3 protein-coding genes are annotated in these 3782 nt (G+C 55.4%); all 3 read left to right on the plus strand.

What is annotated here, in order from left to right:
• Window positions 1–56 precede the first annotated feature (56 nt).
• The gene (locus tag ACWI8T_RS08900) at window positions 57–2678 is read left to right on the plus strand and encodes a molybdopterin-dependent oxidoreductase (RefSeq protein ID WP_449138685.1); all 2622 of its coding nucleotides are present in this window, start codon (window positions 57–59) and stop codon (window positions 2676–2678) included.
• Window positions 2679–2687: 9 nt separating this feature from the next.
• Window positions 2688–3266: a 4Fe-4S dicluster domain-containing protein gene (locus ACWI8T_RS08905; RefSeq protein ID WP_449138686.1), complete on the plus strand. Its 579-nt coding sequence runs from the start codon at window positions 2688–2690 to the stop codon at window positions 3264–3266.
• 117 nt (window positions 3267–3383) lie between these two features.
• Window positions 3384–3782: hypothetical protein (locus tag ACWI8T_RS08910; RefSeq protein WP_449138687.1), on the plus strand; the 399-nt coding region annotated here is incomplete at its 3' end.

Genomic DNA, 3782 nt, shown 5'->3' on the forward strand with positions numbered 1-3782 from the left:
CGCTACGCGTTCTATGCAACGTGCGCGATGTAGAAATCTGAAGGGGGAAACTGACAGTGGGTACGAATAATATTTCCCGTCGTGGTTTCTTGGGGGCATCTGCTGCTGTTATGGCGGGCGTTGCGGGTCTTGCTGCGACCGGCTGCTCTGCGGAGTCGAGCCTCGAGACGACCGAGGAGACGGGTTTGCCCGTCGATCCCGCAAAGGGCGGCGAGTGGATTCCTGCGGCGTGCTGGCATAACTGCGGCGGCCGCTGCATGAACAAGGTCATGGTCAAGGACGGCGCCGTTGTTCGCCAGAAAACCGATGACACCCATGAGGATTCTTTCGACTATCCTCAGCAGCGCGGTTGTGTTCGCGGTAAAACTCAGCAGCAGCAATGCTTTGGCGCTGATCGCCTGAAGTATCCCATCAAGCGCAAGGGCTGGTCGCCCGACAATCCGAATGGCGAGCTTCGCGGCAAAGACGAATGGGAACGTATTAGCTGGGACGAGGCAATCGACTATATTGCCGGTCAGTTCAAAACCATCAAGGAAAAATACGGCAACCAGGCATTCCTTCTGGGAAGCTATGGTTCTCGCCTGGCTTTCTCGCCGCTTTTGGCGTGGGGCGGACACACTAGCACCGCCGACACGACCTCTCATGGCGCCTATCTTTTGAACACCGCCAATACGATTGGCATTCCCCACACCGACGCAGGCGTGTGCAACGACCGTACCGACATGCTCAATGCCGATACGATCGTGTTCTATGCCTCGAATCCTGCATGGTCTGCCCCTGGTACGCCGAGCTATCACTACATTCGCGCTAAGGAGGCCGGCGTCAAATTCATCACCGTCGACCCCATTTACACCGCGTCTGCGCAGATGCTTGATGCCGAGTGGATTCCGATTCGCACTGGTACCGACACGGCATTCTTGTTGGGCGTCGCTTCGGAAATGATTCGTCTCGATAAGGCCGAGGGCAATGTCGTCGACTGGGACTTCCTCGACAAATACACGGTCGGTTTTGACGCCGACCATAAGCCCGAAGACTTGAAGGAAGACGTTAACTTCCTTGACTACCTTGAGGGCAAATACGACGGCGTGAAGCATGACGCCGAGTGGGCCTCTGAGATTTGCGGCGTTCCGACGGACAAGATTACCTGGTTCGCACGTGAAATCGGCAAGGAAAAGAACGTGTGGCTGCTGCACAACTTCGCTGCCGCGCGCTGCAATGGCTCCGAGAACGTTCCGCAGCTGTTCATGACGATTGGCGCTATGGGCGGCCATATGGGCAAGCCGGGCAATTGCGTTGCCAACAACTATCATGCCAATGCTGGCAATGGCGGTCCTTCGCTGGTGAAGGCTGGCAAGACTGGCTACCCCAGCCTGAAAAACGAAATCGACGGCGTTATTCCTGGTCCCCAGGTTTGGGAAGCGTGCATGACCGGCAAGTATCGCATGGTCGGTGACTGGTATTCGGGCAAGGGCTCTCAGGCCGGTGAAGATCGTACGTGCGATATCCACTGCATTATTCACGACGAGAACGCCTATCTGCAAACTGGCCCGAACATGAAGCGTGGCATTGAGGCGCATCGCAAGATGGACTTCGTGCTTTCGAAGGCGCAATTCATGACGACTCAAGCGATGTATTCCGACATCGTGTTGCCCGTCACCACCCAGTGGGAGGTTCCCGGTGGCCTGTCTGCTTCGAACCGCGAGTTCCTTTTCTGCTTCAAGCAGGTGACCGAACCCCTGTATGAGGCAAAGACCGATGTTCAAATCAACTCCTTGATCATGGAGGCTCTCGGCGTCGATCCGAAGACCGTTTACCCGATCAGCGAGAAGCAGGCGTTCTTCAACAGCATCGCTACCGCGACGGTTATCAAGAATGACGATTCGGGCAAGTTCGAGACCCTCGTGACCATCACCGACGAAGATATCGCCGAATGGGGAGTTGAGGGCAAGCCTCAGACCGGTCGCGTGACCCTGAAGGAATTCATTTCCAATGGTGGTTACCAGGTCGAGCGCAAGAAGGGCGACAAGTATTCGTCCTTTATCGGCTATTCCGATTTCATCAAAGACCCCGAGGGCAAGCCGTTGACGACCAAGAGCGGCAAGTTCGAGATTACCTGCCAGGCGAAGGCCGACTTGTTCAACAGCATTGGTTTGTGCGATCACGAATACGCTCCCTATCCTGAGTACATCGTTCCTACGTTGGGCTACGAGACCACGTTCAAAGACGGAAAGATTGGCGGCGAAAAGGGCGAGTATCCTTATCTGCTGTTCAACCCGCATTATTTCCGCCGCTCCCATTCGGTCTTCGATAACTGCCCTTGGCTGCGTGAGGCGTGGGCGAACCCCGTCTTCCTTAATGCGTCCGACGCAAAGGAGAAGGGCATCGAGAATGGTGACACCGTTCGTGTTTGGACGAAGTATGGCGAAGTGCTACGCAAGGCATGCTGCATGGAAAACCTTATGCCGGGCGAGGTTGGCATTCCCCATGGTTCTTGGGTTCGCGTGAACGAAGAGACCGGAATTGACGAAGGTGGTGCCGATAACTACCTGACCGGAAACGACATTTCTGGTGGTGGTGTAACGAGCTACAACAACAATAACTGCAATTTCGAGAAATATGACGGGCCGGCGTTGGAGGACGATTGCAACATCGATGCACGCATCCTCGATCTTGGCTAAGGGGGAATCATGGCTTTTGGTTTTTACTTCGATATGACGCGCTGCATTGGCTGCCGCGCGTGCCAAGTGGCGTGCAAGGATAAAAACCGTCTTGGGGTTGGGACGCTGTATCGTGGAGTGAAGAGCTACACGGTCGGCACGTTCCCCGACGTCAAAACGTATAGCTATTCTGCAAGCTGCAATCATTGCGAAGATCCGATTTGCATGAAGAACTGCCCAGTTGGCGCCATCAAGAAGGCTGAGGACGGGACGGTCGTTCAGGACCAAGAAAAATGCATCGGCTGCCGCATGTGCGTTATGAGCTGCCCGTACGGCCATCCGAAGTATTTCCCCGAAAAGGGTGTATCTGGCAAATGCGATGGTTGCTACGGCATTCGTGCTAACGGCAGCCAGCCTGCGTGCGTTGCCGGTTGCCCCAATCGTGCTCTCGACTTCGGCGATGTCGACGAACTGCGCGCGAAGTATGGCGACGATTTGAACGTTGGCACTATCGTGGTGCTTCCGAGCCCTGATGAGACCCATCCGAATGTTCTCATCAAGGCCAAAGATTGCTCGTTCGACGAATCTGCTGTCGAACTGACCTGGTAATCATTTGCTTTTGCCGCCGCGCCGCGCATCGAATGCGACGCGGCGGCTTCTTCTTTACGGCGTTCTCGTAGACGTGATGGAAAACGAGTGCCGCCGTCTGGCGAAAGGAATGACGGAATGTTCGACGAAGAGCTTGAAAAACGAATCGGCATGGATCTCGCTTGCCGTGCGTATCTGTATGATCTTCTGCATGAGGTTTTCGGCGGCGATTGTTCGAGTGATTCTATTGCGAGGTATTTTGGGAAGCAAACGCGTGAAATGATCGCGCATGAGGCTGCGGCTCTTTCCGATTGCAGTCGCGAGGCCAACAATCGCCGCATTGTCGGCGATGGAGCGCGCACGCTTGAGCAATGCGCGGAAGCCGCGCTTGCCTACATCGATTCGCGCCAAGGCGCCGTTCACGAATCGCCTTCCGAATATGCGGCCGAAATGAAGTCCGACTATGCGAAGCTGTTCCAGATTCCCGGCGATTCGTATGTGAGCTCTTGGGAGTCTCCTTACGTGGGCACAGAGCAG

Source organism: Slackia sp. (assembly GCF_977041755.1).

Bases quoted from the DNA above. Each gene is read 5' to 3' on its own strand.
- ACWI8T_RS08905 (WP_449138686.1), top strand. From the start codon at position 2,688: ATGGCTTTTGGTTTTTACTTCGATATGACGCGCTGCATTGGCTGCCGC.